Source organism: Bradyrhizobium sp. DOA9 (assembly GCF_000617845.2).
GTDB lineage: Bacteria > Pseudomonadota > Alphaproteobacteria > Rhizobiales > Xanthobacteraceae > Bradyrhizobium.
Genome location: NZ_DF820425.1, coordinates 7,024,816 through 7,043,103 on the forward strand (window position 1 = coordinate 7,024,816; position 18,288 = coordinate 7,043,103).

At 64.8% G+C, this 18,288-nt stretch carries 21 protein-coding genes; 8 read left to right on the top strand and 13 right to left on the bottom strand.

Annotated features, from left to right (window positions below; genetic code table 11):
* Nucleotides 1-46: 46 nt before the first annotated feature.
* A complete protein-coding gene (locus tag BDOA9_RS32965) occupies nucleotides 47-1,153 on the bottom strand; it encodes an efflux RND transporter periplasmic adaptor subunit (protein WP_025038217.1) in 1,107 nt (368 codons plus the stop codon).
* 178 nt (nucleotides 1,154-1,331) lie between these two features.
* Here BDOA9_RS32965 and BDOA9_RS32970 point away from each other — a divergent pair, with 178 nt between their 5' ends.
* Nucleotides 1,332-1,553: an antitoxin MazE family protein gene (locus BDOA9_RS32970; protein ID WP_244521564.1), complete on the top strand. Its 222-nt coding sequence runs from the start codon at nucleotides 1,332-1,334 to the stop codon at nucleotides 1,551-1,553.
* On the top strand, nucleotides 1,550-1,897 hold the full coding sequence (locus BDOA9_RS32975) for a type II toxin-antitoxin system PemK/MazF family toxin (RefSeq protein ID WP_025038218.1): 348 nt from the start codon (nucleotides 1,550-1,552) through the stop codon (nucleotides 1,895-1,897). Before BDOA9_RS32970 ends, BDOA9_RS32975 begins: the two co-directional genes overlap by 4 nt.
* A gap of 50 nt (nucleotides 1,898-1,947) precedes the next feature.
* Here the strand turns inward: BDOA9_RS32975 and BDOA9_RS32980 are convergent, their stop codons facing one another.
* On the bottom strand, nucleotides 1,948-3,288 hold the full coding sequence (locus BDOA9_RS32980) for an MFS transporter (RefSeq protein WP_025038219.1): 1,341 nt from the start codon (nucleotides 3,286-3,288) through the stop codon (nucleotides 1,948-1,950).
* Nucleotides 3,289-3,366: 78 nt separating this feature from the next.
* On the opposite strand from BDOA9_RS32980, the gene BDOA9_RS32985 reads away from it, so the two are divergent.
* Nucleotides 3,367-3,825, top strand: a complete 459-nt coding sequence (locus BDOA9_RS32985; protein WP_025038220.1) for a ribosomal maturation YjgA family protein — start codon at nucleotides 3,367-3,369, stop codon at nucleotides 3,823-3,825.
* On the opposite strand, the gene BDOA9_RS32990 is transcribed toward BDOA9_RS32985, so the two are convergent.
* Nucleotides 3,791-4,825, bottom strand: a complete 1,035-nt coding sequence (locus BDOA9_RS32990) for a LacI family DNA-binding transcriptional regulator (RefSeq protein WP_025038221.1) — start codon at nucleotides 4,823-4,825, stop codon at nucleotides 3,791-3,793. The two genes, BDOA9_RS32985 and BDOA9_RS32990, sit on opposite strands and share 35 nt — an antisense overlap.
* A 102-nt stretch (nucleotides 4,826-4,927) precedes the next feature.
* Here BDOA9_RS32990 and BDOA9_RS32995 point away from each other — a divergent pair, with 102 nt between their 5' ends.
* Nucleotides 4,928-5,932 (top strand): DUF1932 domain-containing protein, encoded by a 1,005-nt coding sequence (locus tag BDOA9_RS32995; protein WP_244521565.1) that lies wholly within the window; start codon nucleotides 4,928-4,930, stop codon nucleotides 5,930-5,932.
* Nucleotides 5,933-5,950: 18 nt separating this feature from the next.
* Here the strand turns inward: BDOA9_RS32995 and BDOA9_RS33000 are convergent, their stop codons facing one another.
* Both BDOA9_RS33000 and BDOA9_RS33005 read right to left on the bottom strand, forming a co-directional pair.
* The gene (locus BDOA9_RS33000; RefSeq protein ID WP_025038223.1) at nucleotides 5,951-7,111 is read right to left on the bottom strand and encodes a winged helix-turn-helix domain-containing protein; all 1,161 of its coding nucleotides are present in this window, start codon (nucleotides 7,109-7,111) and stop codon (nucleotides 5,951-5,953) included.
* Nucleotides 7,112-7,223: 112 nt separating this feature from the next.
* A complete protein-coding gene (locus BDOA9_RS33005) occupies nucleotides 7,224-7,472 on the bottom strand; it encodes a hypothetical protein (RefSeq protein WP_025038224.1) in 249 nt (82 codons plus the stop codon).
* 283 nt (nucleotides 7,473-7,755) lie between these two features.
* Here BDOA9_RS33005 and BDOA9_RS33010 point away from each other — a divergent pair, with 283 nt between their 5' ends.
* On the top strand, nucleotides 7,756-8,397 hold the full coding sequence (locus tag BDOA9_RS33010; RefSeq protein WP_025038225.1) for an OmpA family protein: 642 nt from the start codon (nucleotides 7,756-7,758) through the stop codon (nucleotides 8,395-8,397).
* A 55-nt stretch (nucleotides 8,398-8,452) separates the two neighbouring features.
* On the opposite strand, the gene BDOA9_RS33015 is transcribed toward BDOA9_RS33010, so the two are convergent.
* Nucleotides 8,453-9,733: a phospholipid carrier-dependent glycosyltransferase gene (locus BDOA9_RS33015; protein WP_042336929.1), complete on the bottom strand. Its 1,281-nt coding sequence runs from the start codon at nucleotides 9,731-9,733 to the stop codon at nucleotides 8,453-8,455.
* A gap of 200 nt (nucleotides 9,734-9,933) precedes the next feature.
* Here BDOA9_RS33015 and BDOA9_RS33020 point away from each other — a divergent pair, with 200 nt between their 5' ends.
* The gene (locus BDOA9_RS33020) at nucleotides 9,934-10,635 is read left to right on the top strand and encodes a FecR family protein (protein ID WP_025038226.1); all 702 of its coding nucleotides are present in this window, start codon (nucleotides 9,934-9,936) and stop codon (nucleotides 10,633-10,635) included.
* Nucleotides 10,636-10,664: 29 nt separating this feature from the next.
* Nucleotides 10,665-11,711, top strand: coding sequence for a hypothetical protein (locus BDOA9_RS33025; RefSeq protein ID WP_025038227.1), 1,047 nt, complete (start codon nucleotides 10,665-10,667; stop codon nucleotides 11,709-11,711).
* Nucleotides 11,712-11,832: 121 nt separating this feature from the next.
* On the opposite strand, the gene BDOA9_RS33030 is transcribed toward BDOA9_RS33025, so the two are convergent.
* The 3 genes from BDOA9_RS33030 to BDOA9_RS33040 all read right to left on the bottom strand — a co-directional run bounded on the left by BDOA9_RS33030 (nucleotide 11,833) and on the right by BDOA9_RS33040 (nucleotide 13,412).
* Complete coding sequence (locus tag BDOA9_RS33030) at nucleotides 11,833-12,321, bottom strand: VOC family protein (RefSeq protein WP_025038228.1); 489 nt, start codon at nucleotides 12,319-12,321, stop codon at nucleotides 11,833-11,835.
* 35 nt (nucleotides 12,322-12,356) lie between these two features.
* On the bottom strand, nucleotides 12,357-12,785 hold the full coding sequence (locus tag BDOA9_RS33035) for a VOC family protein (protein WP_025038229.1): 429 nt from the start codon (nucleotides 12,783-12,785) through the stop codon (nucleotides 12,357-12,359).
* A gap of 111 nt (nucleotides 12,786-12,896) precedes the next feature.
* Nucleotides 12,897-13,412, bottom strand: coding sequence for a cupin domain-containing protein (locus BDOA9_RS33040; protein WP_025038230.1), 516 nt, complete (start codon nucleotides 13,410-13,412; stop codon nucleotides 12,897-12,899).
* A 128-nt stretch (nucleotides 13,413-13,540) separates the two neighbouring features.
* Between BDOA9_RS33040 and BDOA9_RS33045 the strand changes: the two genes are divergently transcribed.
* Nucleotides 13,541-13,759, top strand: a complete 219-nt coding sequence (locus BDOA9_RS33045) for a CsbD family protein (protein ID WP_025038231.1) — start codon at nucleotides 13,541-13,543, stop codon at nucleotides 13,757-13,759.
* Between the two features lie 56 nt (nucleotides 13,760-13,815).
* Here BDOA9_RS33045 and BDOA9_RS33050 read toward each other — a convergent pair whose 3' ends face one another.
* The 4 genes from BDOA9_RS33050 to BDOA9_RS33065 form a co-directional block, all read right to left on the bottom strand.
* Nucleotides 13,816-14,280 carry an FKBP-type peptidyl-prolyl cis-trans isomerase gene (locus tag BDOA9_RS33050; RefSeq protein ID WP_025038232.1) on the bottom strand — a complete coding sequence of 155 codons (465 nt, stop codon included), beginning with the start codon at nucleotides 14,278-14,280 and terminating at the stop codon, nucleotides 13,816-13,818.
* A gap of 63 nt (nucleotides 14,281-14,343) precedes the next feature.
* Nucleotides 14,344-16,635: a xanthine dehydrogenase family protein molybdopterin-binding subunit gene (locus tag BDOA9_RS33055; RefSeq protein WP_025038233.1), complete on the bottom strand. Its 2,292-nt coding sequence runs from the start codon at nucleotides 16,633-16,635 to the stop codon at nucleotides 14,344-14,346.
* A gap of 2 nt (nucleotides 16,636-16,637) precedes the next feature.
* Entirely contained in the window at nucleotides 16,638-17,654 is a 1,017-nt protein-coding gene (locus BDOA9_RS33060) for an FAD binding domain-containing protein (RefSeq protein ID WP_025038234.1), read from the bottom strand.
* 4 nt (nucleotides 17,655-17,658) lie between these two features.
* Nucleotides 17,659-18,273, bottom strand: a complete 615-nt coding sequence (locus BDOA9_RS33065) for a (2Fe-2S)-binding protein (protein ID WP_025038235.1) — start codon at nucleotides 18,271-18,273, stop codon at nucleotides 17,659-17,661.
* Nucleotides 18,274-18,288 lie beyond the last annotated feature (15 nt).

The window sequence follows — 18,288 nt, forward strand, 5'->3', positions numbered from 1 at the left end:
ACAAGGGCCGAAACTCACCTCACACGACGAAACTCGTAAGAATTTCCTAGAACGACAGTGACGACACGATCCGCACCCGCTGACCGGGATCGAGCTTCTGCACGCCGAGGGCGACGATCTTGGCGCCCTCTTCCACGCCGCCGGTGATGACGACGTCCTTGCTCTCGTAGGACTTCACCGTCACCGGCTTCAGCGCGACGGAGCCGTTGTCGTCGACGACGTAGAAGGACGGCTTGCCGCCTTCGTTGAACAGAGCCGACAGCGGCAGCCGCGCGACGCGCTCGCTGGCGGCATCCGACAGCGTCAGCGTCGCCGTCATGCCGAGCGCGACCTTGTCGTCGGCTTCGGGCAGCGAGAACTTTGCCAGATAAGTGCGCGTAGCCGGATCGGCCGCCGGTGCGATCTCGCGCAGCTTGGCCGCGTACTTCTTGTTCGGCTCGGACCAAAGAGTGACGCTGGCGACGCCCGACTTGGCGCGTCCAACCAGCGTCTCAGGGATCGCGACGACCGCTTCCTTCTCGGCAAAGCGGGCGACACGGATCGAAGCCTGGCCCGCGGAGACCACCTGGCCGGGCTCGATCAGCGTTGCGGTGACGACGCCACGGGCGTCGGCAACAAGCGTCGCGTAGGAAAGGGAATTCTTGGTCAGCTCGACCGAGCGCTCGGCCCGGTTTAGGCGTGCACGGGCCTCGTCCGCAGCGGCGCGACTCGAATCCAGCTGCGCATCGGTGGTCCAGCCCTTGGCCTTCAGATCCTTGGCGCGCTGCTCGGCAGCGGCGGCCTGGGCCAGCACGCCGGTTGCGGCGGTCTGCTCGGCAACGGCCTGCTCGGCCTGGAGCTTCAGGTCGACCTCGTCGAGGGTCGCAAGCGGCTGGCCGACTTCGACCGTCTGGCCGACTTCGACGAGGCGCTTGGCAACCTTGCCGGCGACGCGGAAGCCGAGATCGCTCTCGATCCTGGGACGGATGGTGCCGACGAAGCTGCGCTCCGGGGTCTCGGAAGCGTAATGGGCGGTTGCCACCAGAACCGGCCGCGGCGGCTCGGCCTTCTCGGCGACGGTGTCATTGCACCCTGCCAGCGAAACGGCCATCAGGGCGAGCGCGGCTCCTGCCAAAAGCTTGGAATAGCTCGACAAAATCGACCGGACGAACATCGTAGGACACTCCTGCATCTCGATTGAGAGGAATGTTGACTGTTCACTGATAAAAGTCAATAATCGTCAGTCATCAGGAATGCGTGATCGTTAAGGGGTGGTAAGGAGCAGCCTCTACGCACCGCTGGAAATTTGCGGGGTCTCCTGTTAGGTTACATGTAACCAAGGAAAAATGCGCGTGAGCACTTCGAAGCCCAAGCCGTCTCGTCTGAAGGTCCAAGCTCACCGCGATCGATTGCGGGCGCAGGGACTGCGACCGATCCAGATTTGGGTGCCGGATGTGCGTTCGGCATCCTTCAAGGCGGAAGCCCATCGTCAATCGCTCGCCGTCGCGAAGAGTACTCAGGAATATGACGATCAAGCCTTCATCGACTCCGTTTCCATGTTGAACGAAGAATGAAGCGCGGCGAGATCTGGACACTCGCTGGAGGCAAAGACTACGCGGGAAAGCCGCGACCTGCGGTCATCGTCCAGGATGACAGCTTCGACGCGGCGAACTCCGTCACGGTTTGCGCCTTCACGACCAACGATACTGAAGCACCTCTGTTTCGCTTGGCGGTCGACCCGACGGAAAACAATGGTCTAAGGGTTCTGTCCCGCCTGATGGTCGACAAGATCACGACTGTGCCCAGGTCCAAGATCGGAAAGTTGGTGGGACGCCTCGACGACGAAGACCTCTTGCGTCTCAACCGCGCGATGCTCGTTTTTCTTGGATTGGCTGGTCCGCAAAGAAGTACCGATTAGCCCGTTGCCCGGATTTCATTGCACTCCCTCCCGGCGACACCAGGACCGCGCTATCGCCCCTGGCCGGCGAATTCGTGCTTGCTGTCGTGGCCGCCGAAAAAAACGAGAATGCCCGCGATCAGAGGCAACACGGCAAGGACGAGTAGACCGGTCGAGGTCTGCCCCGTCGCTTCCTTGACCCAGCCGATCAGGTAGGGCCCGCCGAAGCCGGCGAGGTTGCCGATCGAGTTGATCAAGGCGATCGCGCCTGCGGCCGCAGTGCCGGAGAGCCAGGCGGTCGGCAGCGTCCAGAACACGCCGAAGCAGCAGAACACGCCCATCGCGGCGATCGTCAGCGCCGCCATCGTGAGAGTCGGATCAGTCAGATGGGAGGACACGGCGAGGGCGACCGCGGTGAGCAGCAGCGGCGCGCCGACATGCATGACGCGCTCGCGGCTCGCATCCGAATGCCGCGCCCACAGGATCATAGCGATGGTGCCGAACAGATACGGGATCGCGGTGACGAAGCCGGTCTGGGCGTTGGTGAGGCCGAACGCCTTGACGATCTGCGGCAGCCAGAACTGCATGCCATAGAGCGCGCCGACGAAGCCGAAATAGATCAGGCTGAGCGCGATCACCTTCGGTGAAGACAGCGCCTCCCCGAGCGAGAAATGCTTCACCGCCTGCTTGGCCGCTACTTCCGAATCGAGCTTCGCCTTCAGCCAGGCCTTCTGCTCGGCCGAGAGCCAGTCCGCCTTCTCCGGCTTGTCGGTGAGGTAGAACCAGGTGACGATGCCGAGCAGCACCGACGGGATGCCCTCGATGATGAACAGCCACTGCCAGCCTTTCAGCCCCATCATGCCATCGAGCCCGAGCAACAGGCCCGAGATCGGCGCGCCGATCACGGTCGAGACCGGCACGGCGATGGCAAACGCGGCGAGGAAGCGGGCGCGATATTCGGCCGGATACCAATAGGTGAGATAGAGGATAATGCCCGGGAAGAAGCCGGCCTCGGCGACGCCGAGCAGGAAGCGCAGGACGTAGAAGCTCGTGACGCCGCTGACGAGCGCCATTAGGGCGGAGATGATGCCCCAGGTCACCATGATGCGGGCGATCCAGCGGCTGGCGCCGAATTTCTCCAGCGCCAGGTTGCTCGGCACCTCGAAGATGAAATAGCCGATGAAGAAGATGCCGGCGCCCCAGGAGAAGATCAGCGGCGTGAATTTCAGGTCGGCGTTCATGGTCAGCGCGGCGAAGCCGAGATTGACGCGGTCGAGATAGGAGAAGAAGTAGGCCAGCACCAGGAACGGAATCAGGCGCCAGGAAATGGCGCGGATGGTCGAGGTTTCGATGTCGCTCTTGCTGGCGCTCTCGGCACCGCCGGCGGAACCGGCATAGGTGGTCTGGCTCATGGCTTCCCCCGGGTTGTTGCTTTTCTTGGGCGTGAGGCGGTTTTGAGCATCGCGGGCAAAGAGTCAATGGAGCGAGCAATGCACGGAGCGCAGCCGGATCAACCTGTGGCGCCGATGCGGATCTCGCTGATCCGCGCCGGCCTCGCCCTCGCGGTGATCGTCTGCGGGCTGTCACTGCGCTGGTACGGATTCCCGCTCGGGTTTCCAGCCTTCGTCGTGAAGTATGGCGGCTCGCTGCTGTGGGCCACGATGGTGTTTCTGCTGGCCGGAGCCGTGCTGCCGCGACTCACGCGGACGCAGATTGCGGCGATCGCGGCTGTGATCGCGGTCGTCGTGGAATTCTCCCGGCTGGTGCACACGCCATGGCTCGATGCGTTCCGGCTGACCACCGCCGGCGCGCTGCTGCTCGGGCGCATCTTTTCGCTATGGAATTTGGTCGCTTATCTCATCGGTATTGTCGTCGGCGTCTGGCTCGACGGCTGCGCCGCACCATTGCGCACGCTCAACCCGCAAACGGCCGGCTCGACCCGCGAATGATCAGTTCCGTCGGCACGGTGAGACCACGGCCGCGCTCGATCTCGTCGCCGCGCATCCGCTCCAGCAGCATGGTCGCAGCGTGGCGGCCCATGGCTGACAGATCCCACGCGATCGCCGTGATCGGCGGCGTGTACAATTCGGCGAGGTCGGAATCGCTGCCGGCCACGACCGAAATCCCGTCCCCAACGGCAACGCCCATCGTCCGCAGCGCGCGCAGGCAGCCACTGAGCGTGTCCATCGCAGCGACGAAGAGCGCCGTCGGAGGCTCCGCAAGGCTCATGAGCGAGGCCGTCGCCCGATAGGCGTCCTCACTCGAAAGCACATCGTCTCGCAACAGCCTCGGATCCGGCGCGATGCCCGCCTCCGCGTACGCCGCACGAAAGCCCTCGAGGCGGCTTCGCGACGGAAAGGCCTTGAGGTCGCCGACCAGCATGGCGATCCGCCGGTGCCCGAGACCGAGCAGATGGCTGATCGCCAGACGGGCGCCCGCGCGATGATCGGCGGTGACGCGATCGAGCGCCTCGATGCGATCGCGGTCGATGAGCAGCACCGGCATCGGCGCCTCCGATAGCGCCTCGCGGACGTCCCGGTGCTGCTCGTCGCTCAGCGTCATCATCACGCCGTCCACGCGGCGCCTGCGGAAGCCACGCAGCAAGGCGATCTCGATTTCGGGCCGGTTGGTCGTGCTCGCCAGCAGCAAGGTGTACCCGGCTTCGCGCAGGACCGCCTCGGCCTCCTTGATGAACAGGGCAAAGCGCGGGATGTCGAAATCACGGATGGCGCAGGCCACCAGCCGCGACCGGCCCGCGCGCATGCTCTGGGCCGTGACATCGACCTCGTAGCCGAGCTGCGCCATCGCCCTTTCGACGCGCTCGCGCAGCTCCCTGGTCACCGCGGGATGATCGTTGAGCACACGGGATACCGTGCCGACCGCGACACCAGCCTCCCGGGCGACGTCCTTGACCTTCACGGTTTGCGATCGTGGCGCGTGCGACGGCATGCCACCTTATGAACCGGTTCACCTCCTTGAGCAAGGCAGGACCACACTGGTTTGCACTGAAATTAGCCAATCAGCAGCATCCCGGTCCTCAAGATCAGAATTATGATGAACCGGTTCATTGACTCCGCAGCAGAACCCGGCACAATGGCCGTCGGCGGTGAAACGCCGCGCCAGGAGACCCCAGTGATGCCGCAGCCCAGGATCGCCTTTGTCGGATTTGGCGAGGCCGCGCGATGCTTTGCATCGCATCTTGCGGCGCAGACCGATGCACCGATGGTCGCGTTCTGTCAGGGCAAGACCAACGCGCCGCCCTACTCCGCGGCCTTTCGTGCGATGGCGGCCAGTTGTGGCGTCATGCTGGTCGACCGGCTCGAGGACCTGTCGGACGCGGACGTGATCTTTTCCGCCGTCGTCGTTGCCGTCGCGGCTGAGACAGGTGAGGCGATTTCCAGGATCATTCGTCCCGGCTCTCTCGTGGTTGACATCAACGCGGCGACCCCGCGCACAAAAAAGCAAGTCGCCGCAGCCGTGGAGGCGCGCGGCGGCCTGTTCGCGGACGCGAATCTGATGGGATCGGTCGACCTCTACGGCGCTGCGGTCCCGCTCTACACATCCGGCAGCGGCGCGGCGCGATTCGCGGAGACTTTCGGGCCATTGGGCTTCCGCATCGAGGTGGCCGGTGCAGACGCCGGAACGGCGGCCGCGGTGAAGATGCTGCGGAGCGTGGTGACCAAAGGCATGGAAGCGCTGCTGGTCGAGGCGCTGACCGCCGCGACGCTCGCCGGCGTGCGCGACGAAACCATGCGCGGGCTATGCGCCTCGATGGATGCCACCACGTTCAGCAAGTTCCTGGACATGTGCGTCCGCTCAGACGTGCTGCATGCCGAACGCCGTGCCGTGGAAATGGACGGCGTGGCAGCGGGCCTGCGCGAATTGGGCTTTGATCCCGTCATGACGACGGCCACTGCGGCGCGCTTGAAGGTCTCCGCGCGCCTGGGCCTGCGGGAGGAATTTTTGGAACGCTCCGGCTACTCGGCCGACGAGGTGCTGGACCGATACGCTCATGTCGTGTCCGGAGCCTCGGCGGGGCTCGAAGACAGGCCGTAGACCGGACGACGACGAGGCTCACTCCGCCAGCTGAAACCGCTCGAAGCGGTCGAGCTCCTCTTCGATCACGCGTTTCAGCTCCTTGCGTCCCGCCGTCTTCCTGCCCTGCCCGACCCAGGTCCATTTCTGCATCAACAGCTTCTTGTTCTGCCGATCGGTCTTGAGATCGAGCGCGGCGACGATCTCGTCGCCGACCAGCACGGGCAGCGCGAAATAGCCGAGCTTGCGCTTGGCTTTCGGCACATAGGCCTCGAACAGGTGGTTGTAGCCGAAGATGAGGTTGGTGCGCTTGCGCTGGATGATCAGGGGATCGAATGGCGAGAGGATGTGGACGAGTTCGGGCGAGACCTCATGCGGCTCGAGCGCTGCAGGCGAAGCCCAGTGCTCCTGCTTGCCGGCGCCCTCGATCGCGACGGGCACGAGCTCGCCGCGGCGGACGCGCGAGGCGATCAGGCGCGCGATTGGCTTCTTGCTCGGCGCATCGAGATGGCAGATCGAATCGAGGCTGACCACGCCCTGCGAACGCAGCGCGCGGTCGAGCAGATAGGCCGTGATCTCGCTTGCCGCCGCCGCCTTCGGCAGCCTGTCCCAGCCGAAATGGCGCGTCGTCAGCTCATAGGTCTTGAGCATGCCCTGGCGCTCGCTGATGGTGACGGCGCCGGTATAGAAGGCGAGCTGCAGCGCCCGCTTCGAGGGCTTGCGGCTCTGCCACAGATGCTCCTTCTCGACGAGCACGTCGTCGTCGATGTCGCGGATCGTCAGCGGACCGGCGCGCAGCAGCCGCATCACCTTGCGCGTGTCGGCCGGCTTCACCGCGGCGAACCATTTGTGCCCCTCGCGGCGGTGCTCGCGCATCGCCGGCAGGAAGAAGCGGAAGTCGTTCGCCGGCACGTAGGAGAGCGCGTGGGTCCAGTACTCGAACACGGTCTTGTCGATGCTCTGGGCATGGCGCAGATCGGCGCGGCGGTAGGACGGGATCCGGCTGAACAGGATGTGGTGATGGCAACGCTCGATGACGTTGATGGTGTCGATCTGCACATAGCCGAGATGGGCGACAGCGGCCGAGACGGCCTGTGCGCCTTCGCCGAACGGAGCGCGGTCGGTCAGCCGCTGGGCATGCAGCCAGATCTGCCGGGCCTGTGTCGTCGAGAGCGGAAGCGGTTTGGACGTGCGGGGCATTGCAGCGTGCAATGTAGCGGGATTCGCCGCGAGGCAAAGAAGCAGGGACACGAAAAAGCCGCGCTGCCATCTGCTGCCAGCGCGGCCATGACCTGTGGGATCAGGCGGAAGCCTACTTCTTCATCGCCATCGACTTTTCGGCGCTCATATAGTGCTTGCACGCTCCGCGCATGTTGCCCTTGCTCATGTCGGAATTGGCCGCGGCCATCGACTTCCTCGCCGCCATCTTGGCGGGCGTGTCTTCGCCGCCCATGCCGGCAACGAGCTTTGCCATGTTTGCACTGGTGCACGCCATCTTGGCGGCAGATGCGGGGGACAGAGCAAGTGCGGCGAATGCCGTCGCGAGCAACAGGGTCTTCATCAAGTTCTCTCCTCGAGTAGGAAGCCGGCTTGATGCCGGCCCACGCGACAGCCATTCTTCAGCCACAAGTTTGCAGGGAAAAGACAATTTCGTTGCTGCGCCGCAGTGGTACCCCCCTTTCAGCGTGCGGCTTTTGGGCGCTCCCCGACGCTGCCGGTGGCAACCTCCGGCTCGCAGACGGCCGCGCCGCTTTGAATGTGACCAAAATCACATAAGAGCCGTTGAACCTGCCCTAGGCTCGCAGCATCAAATCGCCATCAGGCGTTACAACGAGGATACCACGATGACCCATTTCAATAAGTCTTTTGGACTGACGGCGATCACCCTGACAGCCGTTCTTTCGATGACGGCGAGCCTTGCGCTGGCTGGCGACAAGAACTTCTCCGCCGACCAGATCGTCGATGCGCTGAAGCCGAAGCCGGCGACCCGCGGCCTGTCCGTCGGCCCGCAGACCGACACCGCCGTGCAGGCCAAGGAAGCGAGCTTCCTGAACACGGTGCGCAACCGCTCGACCCGGTCGCTGTCGACGGGCGAGCGCGAGCAGATCGCCGAGTTGGCAGCGACCAAGCCGAAGATCGATCTGGAGATCCAGTTCGACTACAACTCGGCCGACATCGCCAAGACCTCGATGGCCTCGGTGCAGGCGCTCGGCAAGGCCTTGTCCGATCCGGCGCTGAAGGGTTCGACCTTCGTCGTCGCCGGCCACACCGACGCGACCGGTGGCGAAGATTACAATCAAGGTCTCTCCGAACGGCGCGCCGACACCATCAAGAAGTACCTGATGCAGAATTACGGCCTCAACGGCAACGATCTGGTCACCGTCGGCTACGGCGAGACCAAGCTGAAGGATGCCGCCAACGGCGCTGACGCCATCAACCGCCGGGTCCAAGTCGTGAACATGGACACCAAGACCGCGGCGAAGTAGCTCTCGGCTCCTGGGTTAAGACACGCCGCCTGCCGCAGCCCGGCGGGCGGCGAAGTCATATCCAGCTTTGGAACAGCATCAGCCGGTTGAAGCTCCCCATCGTGGTGCCGACGAAGGCCGCGGAAATCGGCAGCATCACCGCAAAGCCGGCCGCCGCGACGCCGACAAAGGCCCACAACAGCCAGCGCGGCAGCCCCTCGCGGCGCAGCACATAGACCAGTGCCAGGGACGCCGCGGTCGCAGCCGGCAGGTAGTAATAGATGAAGCCCAGCGTGCGCGGCAGCAATGCCCAGGCGAGCCAGGGACCGAAGTAGAATGCCGCGATCAGGAATGCATCCCAGCGCCGCGCCACGATGAAATCGCGCAGCACGATGGCGAGTGCGGGCAGTGACGCCCACAGCACGAGGGGATTGCCAAGGAAGACGATCGCGGCGACGTGGTCCTCCGCGGTCTTGTCGAACAGGAACCAGACCGGGCGCGCGAGCAGCGGCCAGGACGGCCATGCGCTCATATAGGTGTGGCCGGCGATCGCCGTCGTGGTGTTGTCGGCAAAGATCCGCCGCTGCGCCTCGATCAAGTCCGGCAGCGACAATCCGTAGAGCGGAACGAAGGCCGCAAGATAAGTCATGCCCGGCAGGACGGCGAAGCAGAGCGCGACATGATGCAGCTTCAGGCCGGGCCAAAGTTCCGGCCGATACCAGTCGTCCGGCCTCGCATCGGCGAACAGCGTGTGCCAGCCCTGCATCAGGCGGATCAATGCAACAATGACGATGCAGACGCCGAGCGGGAACAGGCCACTCCATTTGCACGCGGCCGCAAGGCCGAACAGGCTGCCCGCCACCGCGAACAGCGCTTGCGGCCGCTCTCTGCGAAACCCATGCATGAAGGCGGCGGTGGCGAGCAGGCCGAAGCCGAGCGCGAAGATATCGAGCATCGCGATGCGCGCCTGCACGTACAGCATCTGGTTGAAGGCCGCGATCAGTGCGGCGGCGATCGCCGGCGACTGCGCGCCGAACAGCGCGAGTCCGCACAGATAGATCGCGGCGATCGCGAGCGCGCCGAACAAGGTCGCAGGATAGCGCCAGCCCAGCGCGTTGTCGCCGAACGTTGCGATCGATGCCGCGATCAGCTCCTTGGCGAGCGGCGGATGCATCGGATTGAGCATCGGCTGCGACATCGCGGGCGCCAGCATCTGGCGCGCCGCCGGCACGTAATGCACCTCGTCGAAGACGAATTTGTCCGGCGTGGTGACGCCGATCAGCAGCGCCAGATGCGCGATCAGGAAAATCGCGACAGCAATCGCTGCGCTCCGCGACACCTTCGGAACCGCAGGCAATTCGAGCGTCTTTTGTGGAGCTGTCTTGCGTGACAAATCGGCTGCACCGCGGAGAAAAATAAACTGCTTCTCGTCATTGAACGCATTCTGCCGCAACTGTCACCAAGCATGACGCACGTCCGGCGCCGCTTGTGATAATTCCGCCACATCAGAAGCGCGCGCGATCCGGTACGATCAGGGACACATCGATCGGTTGCGAAATGAATTTGCGCTTTTGGCTTTTACCCACACTGCTTACGGCCGCAATCTGCGCGGCATCCGGCGCCGAAGCGCAGTCGCGCGTCGGCCAGGCTGTCGTCATTCAGAACGAAGTGGTGCGGGTCGCCGCGACCACGACGCCGATCAATGTCGGCGACAGCATGCTGCGCGACGAGACCGTGCGGACCGGCGCCGACAGCGCGGCGCGCTTCGTGATGGCCGACAGCACCAACCTGTCGCTCGGCCCGAGCGCCACGCTGAAGCTCGACCGCACCGTGTTCAACGACGAGCACAGCTATCGTGACGTCGCGATCCGCATGACCACCGGCGCCTTCCGCTTCGTCACCGGACACTCCGACAAGGCCGCCTACAAGATCACGACGCCGCTCGCCACCATCGGCGTGCGCGGCACCACGCTCGACATTCTCTCGCAGCGCGGGCGCTCCGTCGTCGTGCTTCAGGACGGCGCGGCCAGCGTCTGCACGAAGAGCGGCCAGTGCGTGCAACTCACCCAGCCCGGCGACACCGCCATCATCACCTCGACCGGCGGCAAGGTGAGCATCACCAAGACCAACACGCCGCCCTGGACCTTCGCCGCCAATTGCGCCGCGAGCGCCGGGCTGTGCGCGGTCAACCAGTACGCCGGCGCCTCGCCGACCATCACGCCTGCCGTCGAAGACGACGCCATGCTGTGCGGGCGGTGACGATGTTGAACCGGACAAGACAGTTTGCGATGCGGGCGGCGTTCCTCGTCGCCTTTGCATTCTGCTCGGCCGCGCTCGGCATCGGTTCAGCCGCAGCTCAGTCGCCGTCGCCCTCGCCAAGCCCCTCGCCGTCTCCTTCTCCCTCGCCCAGCCCGTATCCGTCGCCGAGCCCGACACCGACCGGTGCGGACTCGAGCGGCAATTCGATCGGCGGCCTTGCCAACCAGCGCTTCAACCAGATGATCACCAACCGGGTGCTCGGGACGGTGCTGCTCGGCGTCAACGAGCAGATCAATTGCGGCGACTGCATCAGCGCGTTCGGCTCGGCCGGCTCGTTCTCGGCCGGCATCCACGGCCGCAAGGAGCTGACCAACAATCTGTCGCTGCTCGCCGGCATCGCCTACACGCATTACAACGAGGGCGGCTACAAGATCACGAGCGCACCGATCGGCGCCTTCGCACTGCGCTACGACTTCACCGACTGGGGCTCGTCGCGCCCGTTCTTCGACGTCGGCGCGATCCTGACGCCGTGGGAGAAGGCGCGCTACACGCGAAGCTACGACACCAGCCTCGGCCCGGTGAGCGTGACGAGCTCGACCAACGCGTCCAACTACGCCGTTTACGGTCGCGCCGGCTGGATCAGCCGCCTCTCGCCGCGCGACGAAGTCGCGGCCTCGATCGAGGTCTGGCAGCTCTGGCAACGCGTCTCCGGCTATAGCGACAGTACCGTGGCGTTCAATCCGTTCGACGCCAGCATCGCTGATGGCACCGACCGCACCAGCCTCGTCAAGATCGGCGGCCAGTGGACGCATCTGTTCGGCAGCAACATCGAGACCAACATCAATGGCGGCTGGGTGCAGTCCTTCGCCAGCCACAGCGGCATCGTCGCCACCGTGACCGGCCAGGGCACGGTGGTGCCGACCATGGGCAACCAGGGCTGGTTCGAATATGGCGGCCGCCTCGGCTTCCGCGTCCAGAAGGGCTGGATCGTGGACCTCTTCGCCAACGGCACGCTCGGCCCGCAGCCGGTCGGCAACACGATCCATGGCGGCGTGGGGCTGCGGATTAATTATTAGCGGCGAGCACGGTACCGTAGGGTGGGCATAGCGCAGCGTGCCCACCGCCTCTCTCAAACGGAAACAGATGGTGGGCACGGCGCTACGCGCCTTTGCCCACCCGACGGCACCTTCGTCGCGGTCACGCCGCCGACTTGCCCTCGAACGCGCGCCGCAGCACCTCGACGTCAAGCTTCACCATCTTCATCATCGCCTGCATCGCACGTGCGGCCGCCGCCTTGTCCGGGCTCGACAGGAACTCGAACATCACCTTCGGCACCACCTGCCAGGCCACGCCCCAGCGATCCCTCAGCCAGCCGCACTGCTCCGCCTTGCCGCCATGGGCGAGGAACGCGTTCCAGACGCTGTCGACCTCTGCCTGGTCGTCGCAATGGATCATCAGCGAGATCGCGTGGGTGTATTCCATCTTCATGCCGCCATTGAGCGCGACCAGCTTCTGTCCGGCCACGGTGAACTCGACGACGAGCACGGAGCCTTCCTTGCCGGACGGGCCGTCCGCGACGTTGCGCTGAACGTGCGTGATCGCCGAATTCGGGACCAGCGAGACGTAGAATTTTGCAGCGTCCTCGGCATCGCCGTCGAACCACATGCAGGGCACGAGCTTGGACATGATGAATGCTCCTCTTGAGGTCTATTGGTGTCGGCTCAGGCGTTCGCCAGGTCGGGCTGCAGCGGGGCGGCCGAAAGATCCATCCAGTTCACGCCCCACATGTGGCCATCCGGATCCTCGAAGCTGCGGCCGTACATGAAGCTGTATTCGTCCTTGGGACCGGGATCGGCCACCCCGCCTGCAGCTGCGGCCCTGGCGACGATATCGTCGACATCGCCGCGGCTGTCCGCCGACAGGCAAAACAGCACCTGGTTCGAGGTCCTGGCGTCCGCGATCGGCTTCGGCGTGAATTGGCGGAATTTGTCGTGGGTCAGCAGCATGGCGAAAATGGTCTCGGAAAAGACCATGCAGCTCGCGGTCTCGTCGCTGAATTGCGGGTTCTTGACCGCGCCGACCGCCTCATAGAACGCGGTCGCGCGCTCGAGGTCAGTCACCGGCAGGTTGACGAAGATCATCTTGGGCATCGGAAGCTCCTTGGCGGGGTTCTGCCCAAGGACGGACGGCCAGGCCGCCATCCGACACCGCTTCCGATATTTTTCTTAGACCCCGCAGGACACTGTCCCGCCGTCCCCGTCTTACTTCTTCTCGTTGGGATCGCGGTGCACCGGGTCGATCCACAGCACGGTCTCGGGTTTCTCGACCGGCTCGATGTCGAGGTTGATCGCCACCGCCTCGCCGTCGCTGCGCACCAGCACGCATTCCAGCACCTCGTCCGGGCTGGCGTTGATTTCCTGATGGGGCACGTAAGGCGGGACGAAGATGAAGTCACCCGGGCCGGCTTCTGCGGTGAACTGCAGGCTCTCGCCCCAGCGCATCCGCGCCTTGCCCTTCACGACATAGATGACGCTTTCGAGATGGCCGTGGTGATGCGCGCCGGTCTTGGCGTCCGGCTTGATGCTGACGGTGCCCGCCCACAGTTTCTGCGCGCCGACGCGTGCGAAATTGATCGCGGCCGCACGGTCCATGCCCGCCGTCGACGGCACGTTGGTATCGAGCTGATTGCCGGGAATGACGCGAACGCCGTCATGTTTCCAGCGATCGTGATCATGACCATGGTCATGGTGGGAATGCGAATGGTCATGGCCGGTCATTGGACTTGCTTTCTGTTGGTTCCGTGCGCGGCAAACTAACCCAAAGCGGCGCCCGTCAGCCATAGCAAAATCGGAACCCTCGTAGCCGCCCAGCGTTGTCATTCCAAGCCAATCGAAAGGAGATTTTCATGGGCAGCACGACCGACAAGATCAAGGGCACCGCCAACGAGGCGATCGGCAAGGCCAAGCAGGGCGTCGGTGAAGCCACCGGATCCGAGCGCATGAAGGGCGAAGGCGTGGTGCAGGAAGTGAAGGGCAAGGGCCAGCAGGCCATGGGCGATGCCAAGGACGCCGCAAAGGATGCGATCGATCGCGCCGCCGCATCCGCAAAGCGCGCAACGGAGTGACACGCGTCAGATCGACATGAAAGACCGGCCGCGAGGCCGGTCTTTTTGCTGTGCCGTCACTTCACTGCGAGCAATTCCACGTCGAACATCAGCGTCGCGTTCGGCGGGATCACGCCGCCGGCACCGCGGGCACCGTAGCCGAGCTGCGGCGGGATGATCAGCGTGCGCTTGCCGCCGACCTTCATCGAGGCGACGCCTTCGTCCCAGCCGGCGATGACACGGCCCTTGCCGATCGGGAACTCGAACGGCTCCTTGCGATCGACCGAGCTATCGAATTTCTTGCCCTTCTGGCCGTTCTCATAAAGCCAGCCGGTATAGTGCATTACGCAGATCTGGCCGGGCTGCGGCGAGGCGCCGGTGCCGACGGTGGAATCGATGATCTGCAAGCCTGAAGCTGTGGTCATGGTCTTTCCTGCGGTCTGGGCCGAGGCCGTGGTGGAAACGAAATGCGACACGCTGGCGATCAATGTGATCGCGAGTGCCGACATCAGGGCGAGGAGCGCGCGCTGGAAACGCTGCATAAAACACCTTCCGTTTGAGGCGGGAGGTGTCTAACCCAACGCCGTCGCCGTTTCCACCCCCCTTTAGAGCTCGATATTCTCCAGCCGGACCGGCAGCTTGCGGATGCGCTGGCCGGTGGCGTGATAGATCGCGTTGCAGATCGCCGCGTTGGTGCCGACATTGCCAAGCTCGCCGAGGCCCTTTGCGCCCACCGGGTTGATGTGATCGTCCTGTTCGGACAGCATGATCACCTCGACGCCGGGCACATCGGCATTCACGGGGACGAGGTAATCGGCAAGATTGTCGTTGACGTAGCGCGCATTGCGCTCGTCGATCTCGGTGGCCTCGAGCAGTGCCGAGGACATGCCCCAGATCAGGCCACCCATGAGCTGGCTGCGCGCGGTGCGCGGATTCATGATCCTGCCTGCCGCGAACGCGCCGACCAGGCGGGGGCAGCGGATCTCGTGCGTGAAGCGATTGATGCGGACCTCGACGAACTCGGCGCCGAAGGCATAGGCGATCTGGTCCTTCATTTGATGGCCGCCGACCAGCCGGACCTGCCCATTGTGCATGGCGCGGAAGGAATCCATCGGCGCGCCGTCCGGCTTCCACTCGCCATATTCTTCGACCACGCCGACGCCGAGCGCATCGAACGCCTTCTCGATCTCGAGCGGACGATCGCCCTTCCCCGCCTGGGTCGACGGTGCCGGGCTGATGCCGACCGTCTCCTTCGCCTTGTCGGCGAGGCTGTCGCTCGGCATCACGGCCTTGAGCAGGCGCTGCCTGATCTGATCGCACACCATCATCACGGCCGAGCAGGTGCTGGCTGTGGAATTGGAGCCGCCGGCAACCGGGGCGGGCGGCAGGTCGCTGTCGCCCATGAAGACCGCAACCTTCTCCAGGGGCACGCCGAGCCGCTCGGCAGCAGTCTGGGCTATCACGGTGTAGGCGCCGGTCCCGATCTCATGGCCGGCGATCTCGACGCGGGTGCGGCCGTCACGGTGCAGCCGCACGCGCGCGGCTGACGGCGCCATCAGCGTCGGATAGCACGTGGCGGCGCAGCCGTAGCCGATCAGCCAGTCGCCGTCCGACATCGATTTCGACTGGGGCGAGCGCTGCGACCAGCCGAACGCCTTGGCAGCCTCGTCGAAGCACGCCATGAGCGATCGCGACGTGTAGGGCTTGCCATCGATCGGATCCCTGGTGGCGTCGTTGATACGGCGTAGCTCGACCGGATCCATGTTCAATTTGACGGCAAGCTCGTCCAGCGCGCTCTCCAGCGCGAACAGATACGGCACCTCCGGAGGCGAACGCATGAAGCCGGGCGTATTGCGATCGGCACGCACGATCGAGACCAGGCTGTCGACGTTCGGACAGGCATAGAGCCGCGTCGTCGTCTTGGTGCCGCCGACGCAATAGGCATCGGAGCGCGAGGAGACTTCGGCCCCCTCGTGCCTCAGTGCCACCAGCTTGCCGTCGCGGCTCGCGCCAAGCTTGATTTCGTGGCGGGTCTCGGCGCGATGGGTCGTGATGGTAAAGCCCTGGTCGCGGGTCGGGACCAGCTTGATGGGCCGGTTCACGTGCTTGGCAATGGCGGCGATGATGGCAGTGCGCGGCGTCATCGAGCCGCGCGAACCAAACCCGCCACCGACATAGGGATTGACCACGCGCACCTTGTCGGCGTCGATGCCGAGCTGCTCGGCCACGCCATTCTTCAGGCCATAGACATACTGGCTGCCCTCGTAGATGACGAGATTATCGCCCATCCAGGCGCAGCTAGTCGTGAACAGCTCCATCGGATTGTGATGCTGCGTCGGCGTCTCGTAGGAGGCAACGAGCTTGACCTCGGCCGCATCGAACGCCTTGGCGAAATCACCGACCTTCGGGTCTTCCTTGAACTGCGAACTTTGTCCTTTCGCGGCGGCTGTCGTCGTCCCCGGCGAATCGAAGGTTGCGCTGGGCGCAGCAGCGCTATAGCTGACCTTGACGCGGTTGGCCGCCTCGCGCGCGGCCTCGTAACTCTCCGCGACCACCACGGCGATGATTTGGCCGTCATGGGCGATCTCGGCCGATTTCAGCGGCTGGATCGTGGTGCCGGCATAGCCGCCATTGCTGAACAGCTTCGACTCCTTCAGCTTCGGGGCGTTCTCGTGCGTGACGATCTCGATCACGCCGCGGACGCGCCTGGCATCGTCGAGGTCGAAGCGATCGATGCGGCCCTTGGCGATGGCGCTGGTGACCAGGAACGCATAGGCCGGATTGTCCAGCGGCATGTCGGAGGCGTAGGTCGCCCGCCCCGTGACCTTTGCGGCCGCATCATAGCGCGGCACGGGCTGCCCCATATTCGTCTTGGGTCCGGGAGCTGCAGCGGTCATGATCAGATCTCCATCATTGCGGCCTGCTGAAGCGCACGTGCCACGACACGCTTGCCGAGCGCGATCTTGAAGCTGTTGTGCCGGCGGCCGCGGGCGTCTGCGAAGGCGGCCTCGCCAACACGCTGCGCGAGCCCGTCATCGAACCTCTGTCCCTTCAACAGCGCCTCGGCCTCACGCGCCCGCCACGGCACGGTGGCGACACCGCCGAGCGCGACGCGCGCGTCCCGGATCGTGCCGTCCTGAACGTCGAGCGCGATCGCAGCTGACGACAGCGCGAATTCGTAGGATTGCCGATCGCGGGTCTTCAGATACACCGAGCGCGGCCAGCGGCCCTGAATCGAGAACGCCGAGATCAACTCGCCGGGCTGAAGCGCGGTCTCGATGTCAGGCGTAGTGCCCGGCGCCTTGTGAAGCTGCGCGAACGGCATGCTGCGCGTACCGGCCTTGCCGGTGATCTCGACCATCGCATCGAGCGCGATCAGCGCCTGCGCGAAATCACCGGGATAGGTCGCGATGCACTGGTCGGAGGTCCCGAGCACCGCATGCATGCGGTTGACGCCATCCATTGCGGCGCAGCCCGAGCCGGGATTGCGCTTGTTGCAGTTCTCATAGGAGACATCGCGGAAGTAGTTGCAGCGCGTCCGCTGCATCACATTTCCGCCGAGCGTTGCCATGTTGCGCAGCTGAGCGCTGGCTGCGAGCTTCAGCGAATCCGCGATCACCGGATAGCTGCGCTGGATCTCGGTGTTGGCGGCCACGTCGGACATCCTCGCCAGCGCGCCAAGGCGCAAGCCGTCGCCGCCGGGCGCGATCGCAGACCAGGCACGGGCCAGCGGATTGATGTCGACGATCGCGGTGGGCCGCATCACGTCGAGCTTCATCAGATCGATCAGCGTGGTGCCGCCGGCAAGCGGCTGCGCCGCCGCCTTCGTCAGCGATTCGTTAGCGGCCGCAGCGGCGCCGAGCGCCTGCACGGCCATGTCGGGGTCCGATGCTCTCTGGTACAAAAACGGTCGCATACGCCTAGCCTTTCATGATCTCGGGCGCAGCCTGCTTCACGGCAGCGACGATGTTGGGATAGGCGGCGCAGCGGCAGATATTGCCGCTCATGTATTCGCGGATGTCGGCCTCGCTGCCGGCATGGCCCTCCTTCACGCAAGCGATCGCCGACATGATCTGACCGGGCGTGCAATAGCCGCACTGGAACGCATCGTTGTCGATGAAGGCCTGCTGCATCGGATGCAGGTGGTCATCGGTGGCGAGGCCCTCGATGGTCGTGATCTCCTGCCCCTCGGCGGCAAGCGCCAGCGTCAGGCACGATAGCACGCGGCGATCGTCGATGAGCACCGAGCAGGCGCCGCACTGGCCGTGGTCACAGCCCTTCTTGCTGCCGGTGAGCTTGAGATGTTCGCGCAAGGCATCAAGCACCGTGGTGCGCGCATCGATGCTCAGACGCTTGTCCTTGCCGTTGACGTTCAGCGTGACCTCGACGGGAAGCGACGGATCCTGCGCCGCCGGCGCCCGCGCGTCCTCCGACGCCGCGCGCGCTGCGATCGGGATCAGCGCGCTGCCAGCCGCACCGGCCATGAAGGCGCGTCGGTCGAATCCGGATGATCTGGAACCTGGTTTGTCGGGCATGGCAGGCCTCCGCCG